Source organism: Caballeronia sp. (assembly GCF_049581465.1).
Taxonomy (GTDB): Bacteria; Pseudomonadota; Gammaproteobacteria; order Burkholderiales; family Burkholderiaceae; genus Caballeronia.
This window is the reverse complement of the sequence record NZ_JBAUSA010000466.1, coordinates 1-5,539: the sequence shown is the minus strand read 5'-3', so window position 1 is coordinate 5,539 and position 5,539 is coordinate 1. Positions and strand designations below refer to the sequence as shown.

General features: G+C 60.5%; 5 protein-coding genes. 4 read left to right on the top strand and 1 reads right to left on the bottom strand.

Annotated elements, in window-relative coordinates:
- Positions 1 to 346: 346 nt before the first annotated feature.
- Positions 347 to 1,264: a LysR family transcriptional regulator gene (locus WCA53_RS11545; RefSeq protein WP_423909521.1), complete on the bottom strand. Its 918-nt coding sequence runs from the start codon at positions 1,262 to 1,264 to the stop codon at positions 347 to 349.
- Positions 1,265 to 1,424: 160 nt separating this feature from the next.
- Here WCA53_RS11545 and WCA53_RS11540 point away from each other — a divergent pair, with 160 nt between their 5' ends.
- The 4 genes from WCA53_RS11540 to WCA53_RS11525 form a co-directional block, all read left to right on the top strand.
- Positions 1,425 to 2,426, top strand: coding sequence for a glutathione S-transferase family protein (locus WCA53_RS11540; protein WP_423909518.1), 1,002 nt, complete (start codon positions 1,425 to 1,427; stop codon positions 2,424 to 2,426).
- Positions 2,427 to 2,575: 149 nt separating this feature from the next.
- Positions 2,576 to 3,172 carry an FMN-dependent NADH-azoreductase gene (locus WCA53_RS11535; protein WP_423909515.1) on the top strand — a complete coding sequence of 199 codons (597 nt, stop codon included), beginning with the start codon at positions 2,576 to 2,578 and terminating at the stop codon, positions 3,170 to 3,172.
- A gap of 426 nt (positions 3,173 to 3,598) precedes the next feature.
- A complete protein-coding gene (locus WCA53_RS11530; protein ID WP_423909510.1) occupies positions 3,599 to 5,161 on the top strand; it encodes a DHA2 family efflux MFS transporter permease subunit in 1,563 nt (520 codons plus the stop codon).
- Positions 5,162 to 5,219: 58 nt separating this feature from the next.
- A partial coding sequence (locus tag WCA53_RS11525) for a MarR family winged helix-turn-helix transcriptional regulator (RefSeq protein ID WP_423909505.1) occupies positions 5,220 to 5,539 on the top strand: 320 nt, incomplete at its 3' end.

Here is a 5,539-nt window from a genome sequence, read left to right as displayed (position 1 = left end):
ATCATCAGAAGGCTGGATTTACCACCCATTGTCCCCCAGTGCTAACCAGAGGCCCGCAGAAGCGAGCGATTACATAAGCGCACGCGCCAATTTCCACCCGGGGAAAGGCCGCGACACACGTATCTAGCGGGAAAACAGGGGGGTAAATACAGCAGATGCGCCTAAGCGCCGGTGACGATCAACGCCAACCGTGAAGGATCAAACCGGAGGGAAATTTTGCTGTGAGTCGCATGGTTCGCACATTCTAGCAGCAGCCGCGCGGGCACGTCAGCCCCCGCGCTGTATGTGATCCTCTACGTAATCAACTGCGAGGAGGGGGTTGTTGCATCCCGCGACGGGCCCGGCTTTACGCAAACAGATCGAGCCCTTCCACCAGCCGTTGCACGAGACGTGGTTGACGCAGTTGTTCCAGCCACCATTGCAGGGCACGCCCTTCGTGATCGCCACGCCAGGCGACGTAAAGTACGTTGGGTTCACGTGGATCGACCGTGCCTTTCTCAAGCAGATCGCCGCGCTTGAGGAGTGACGCAATCCGAAGTTTTGGCAGCCAGCCGACACCAAGGCCGTCGCGCTGTGCCAGAATCTTCGCCCGCATGTTCGGTACAGCAAGCGACGCCTGGCCGCCAACGAGTCCGTAGGCGCGTCCGGTTGTCATTCTCGACGAATCGGCAACGACGACACCACGATGTGCCGAAATGTCTTCGCGCTTGAGCGGGCCTTTGATCGCCGCGAGCGGATGGCGCGGTGAAACCGCAAATACCCATTCCATCGCACCCAGTTCGAACCAGCGCAGACCGGGTATCGCAGGGGGCGCATTGGTAGCGCCTACAATCAGGTCGGCCCTGCCATCGCGAAGGGCTTCCCACGTGCCGCTTAGCACTTCATTCGTCAGGCGTAACTTAACCCCGGATTGCAACGCGTCGAACGTGTGGATTACCGGCATGACCAGATCGAACTCGATGATTTCGTCGGTCACGATCCACAGGCGATCCTCCCACCCGTTGGCAATCTGCCGAACCCGCTGCGTCACGCGCGCCATGTCCTGCATGAGTCGCCCCGCCTCCTCGGCCAGCAAGAGCGCAGCGGGCGTGAGTTGCAACCGGTAGCGCCGACGATCAAACAACAGCGCGTCGAAGCGGCTCTCAAGCTGGCGCGCGGCATGCGAGACGGTCGACGGCGCCTTGCCTAGTTGCGCGGCCGCGCGCGACAGGCTCCCCGTTTCGCGAATCGCGTCCAGCAGTGCCAGTTCTTCCTCCGACAACATGTGCAACTCCATCGAACGTTTACATCGGGAATATCGTACGGCAATAGGATGGAGTCGGTCCATCATGCATCAACGAACACGAATGTCTCTTCAGCAGGCCCCGTGTCCCTCACGCCGCAGTCGGTATAGGCGCGCAGCGTCGTCAACAAGGAACATCGATATGGGCCTCCTGGTCAATGGTAAATGGCAAGACCGCGAGCTTGACACGACGTCAAGCGGGGGGCGATTCGTCCGTAAGGATCCTGCGTTCCGCAACTGGGTGACCGCCGGCGGCTCGCCTGGTCCGAGTGGGCGCGGCGGCTTCCGCGCTGAGGCGGGGCGATACCATCTGTACGTGAGCCTCGCCTGCCCGTGGGCCCAGCGTGCTCTGATTGTGCGGGCGCTCAAGGGTCTGGAGGAGATGGTCAGTGTGTCGGTTGTGCACTGGCTGATGGTCGATAGTGGGTGGACCTTCGCCGATGGCCCTGGCACCGTGCCCGACACTGTCAATGGCGCGAGTTTGCTGCATCAGGTCTACACCACGGCCGATCCGGACTACACCGGGCGGGTCTCGGTGCCCGTGCTATGGGACAAACAGGATAAGACGATCGTCAATAACGAATCGTCGGAGATCATCCGCATGCTGAACTCGGCGTTCGACGGTCTCGGCGCTACGCCTGGCGATTACTATCCAGAAGCACTTCGACCGCAGATCGACGAGATCAACAGCCGGGTGTACAGCACGCTGAATATCGGCGTCTATAAAACCGGCTTCGCGACAACCCAAAGCGCCTACGAGGAAGCCGTTACGCCGCTATTCGAAACGCTGGCGTGGCTGGAAGAGCGGCTCTCGACCCAGCGTTTCCTGGTTGGTAATACGTTCACCGAGGCGGACATCCGCTTGTTCGCGACATTGATCCGCTTCGACGCTGTTTATTTCGGCCACTTCAAGTGCAACCTGCACCGGATCGTCGACTATCCGAATCTCTCCGCCTATACGCGTGATATCTATCAGCTTCCCGGCGTGGCAGAAACGGTCAACTTCGAACACATCAAGCGAAACTATTACGAAAGCCATCGAGGCGTGAACCCAACGGGCATCGTGCCACTGGGTCCAGTGCTCGATTTCTCCGCACCACACGATCGCGCTCGGCTTGGCGCCGACACGCCGGTGCTCGCGTAGTCATAGCTCCGGCTGCTGTCGGGCTTGGGGTCACGCGCACTACCTGCACAAACGCATCGCATTCCACGGCGCGCTACGAGGCATGCGCCGAACACTATCGGCCGCGCTCAATAAATGAGCCATTTTTTCTACCCAATATCGGAAATATCATGACCACGATCCTGCAAATCAACTCGGCAGCCCGCTCGCAAGGCGCTCAATCGACGCTGCTCCTCAACGAGCTGACCGAGAAGCTCCAACAATCGAATCCGGGCGCGCAAGTCGTCGTCCGTAATCTGCAAGCTGAACCGCTGCCCCACCTCGACGATTCGATCCTCGGCGCGTTTTTCACGCCAGCTGACCAGCGGACCCCGGAACAAGTTGCTATCTCTGCTCGTAGCGAGGCGCTGATCGCCGAACTGCAAGCGGCCGACATCATTGTGCTCGGCGCACCGATGTACAACTTTGGCGTGTCATCGCAACTGAAGACGTACTTCGACTTTATCTCTCGCGCCGGCATCTCGTTCCAGTACACGGCGGATGGTTCGGAAGGTTTTGTGAAGGGCAAGAAGGTCTTCGTCGTGACCGCTCGCGGCGGCCAGTATGTCGGCACAGCCGACGACACCCACACCCCGTATCTGCAGATGTTCCTCGGTTTCCTCGGCATGACCGACGTGACCTTCATCTATGCTGAAGGCCTGGCCATGGGCCCGGACGTGGCTAGCGCAGCGCTCGCTGGCGCACGCGAAGCGATCGCCGCTGCGTAAGGATGGACGGGTAGCGCTCCGCCCTGCGGATCGCTACCGCTGAATCAGCTTTGCGGCGTGGCAGGAACGGTCAATTTTGGGCGCATCAAGCGAAACCATGAAGAGAGCCATCAAGCACTGAACCCAACGGGCATAGTGCCGCTCGCTGGGTTCAGTGCTCGCACCGCACACGTCGCGCGCAGCTTGGGCGCCCGACATGCCGGTGCTCGCGTGGACCGCAAACATCCGTGGCTTCTGTCGGGCTTGGGGCCACGCGCACTACCTGCGAAAAAGCACTCGCATTCCTCAGCGCGCCACGCGGCATGCGCCAAACACTATCGACCGCGCACGATAAACGAGCCATTTTTTTTAATCAAATATCTGACATATCAGATACACGGCGACGCTTGATTACAACTGATCATCAAGCCTCTTAAAGGACGCAACATGAACCCGCCAAATAACGCGAGCCCGCAAGCGCCATTGACTGGCTGGCAGTTCACACTGGGCGCCTTCGCTGTGGCTCTCGCCACCTTCATGAATGTGCTGGACTCGTCGATCGCCAACGTCGCGATCCCGACGATGTCCGGCGACCTGGGTGTGTCGGTGGATGAAGGCACGTGGGTCATCACGCTGTTCGCCGCGGCCAACGCGGTGGCGATTCCGCTGACCGGCTGGCTGACACAGCGGGTCGGGCAGGTGAGGCTCTTCGTAACTTCGATCTTGCTGTTCGTAGTGGCTTCCGCGGTGTGCGGCCTCGCGCCGAATCTGCCCTCTCTGCTCGTGGCCCGCATCATCCAAGGCGCAGTGGCGGGGCCGATGATACCGCTCTCGCAAGCGCTCCTGCTCAGCTCGTTTCCGAAGCATAAGAGCGCGAGTGCGTTGTCGCTTTGGGCGATGACCGCAACGGTCGGGCCGGTCGCTGGGCCCGCTCTCGGCGGCTGGATCACCGACAGCTACAGTTGGTCGTGGATCTTCTACGTCAATGTGCCGGTTGGCCTGTTTGCCGCCGCAGTGATCTGGGCGCTCTACCGCAAGCGCGAAACGCCGTCGCGTAAGTTGCCGGTCGACAAGGTGGGGCTTTTCTCGCTGATCGTCTGGGTGGGCGCGCTGCAGATCATGCTCGACAAGGGCAAGGATCTCGACTGGTTCAATTCGCCGGTTATCTGGGCGCTCGCTATCGTCGTGCTGATCACGTTCCTGTTCTTCGTGATCTGGGAGCTGACCGAGGCCAAGCCGATCGTCGACCTGCGTTTGTTCAAGGGACGCAACTTCCTCGGCGGCACCGTGGCGATATCGATCGGGTACGCGCTCTACTTTTCTAACCTCGTGATCCTGCCGACATGGATTCAGGAAAGCCTGGGCTACCCGTCTGTCGATGCGGGGTTGATCATTGCACCGCTCGGTATCCTCGCCATATTTCTTGCGCCGGTGATGGGCAAGATCATGCCGAAATCGGACACGCGGGTACTGGCGACGCTCGCCTTCCTATGCTTTGGGGGCGTGTTCCTGATGCGCTCGTGGTACACGACGGACGTCGACCCCTACGCGCTCGTTCTGCCAACGTTGCTGCAGGGTATCCCGATGGCGCTGTTCTTCACGCCGCTCACTGCAATCATTCTGTCGGGCTTGCCGCCGGAGAAGATCCCGGCTGCGGCCGGCCTGTCCAGCTTCGCGCGCGTCTTCGCCGGCGCGGCGGGCACCTCGATCATGAGCACCATCTGGAACGACCGGACGATCCAGCACCATGCACGACTCACCGAGCTGACCAGCGTGAATAACCCGGCCTATGTGCATGCGCTTGCCGGGATTCAGACGACGCTGCACGCGAATGTCTTCAAAGCGCAGAACCTTTTCGAAGCGCAATTAAGCGCGCAGGCGGCAATGCTCGGCGTGAACGATGTGTTCTTGCTGTCGGCGGTGACCTTTATCGTGATCATTCCGCTCATCTGGATCACCAAGCCGAGCAAGGCTGGCGCAAAGGCCGCAGCGGGCGCGGGTGGTCACTGAGCCGCGCGCCGCTCGGACGGTGGAAAATCGCAAACATTCTTCTATTCAAGGATCCGCCATGAAGCACTACACGCCCGAAACTTTCACGCTGACGCGAAGCATTGGATTCTTGCTGACCAAGGCCCGCAACTTGATCACCGGGGAAATGGACGCGGCCCTCAAGCATCTCGACATCACCGGGCCGCAGATGGGCATTCTCTTCGCGATGCAGCGCGGCATGGCCTCCACGCCGTTCGAACTCTCGAAGATGTTGTCCGTCGACACCGGACTGATGACGCGGATGCTGGACAAGCTGGAAACGAAGGGACTGCTGGAACGCTCGCGCAGCGTCGACGATCGCCGGGTGGTCAATCTGGCGCTGACGAAGAAGGGCAAGGA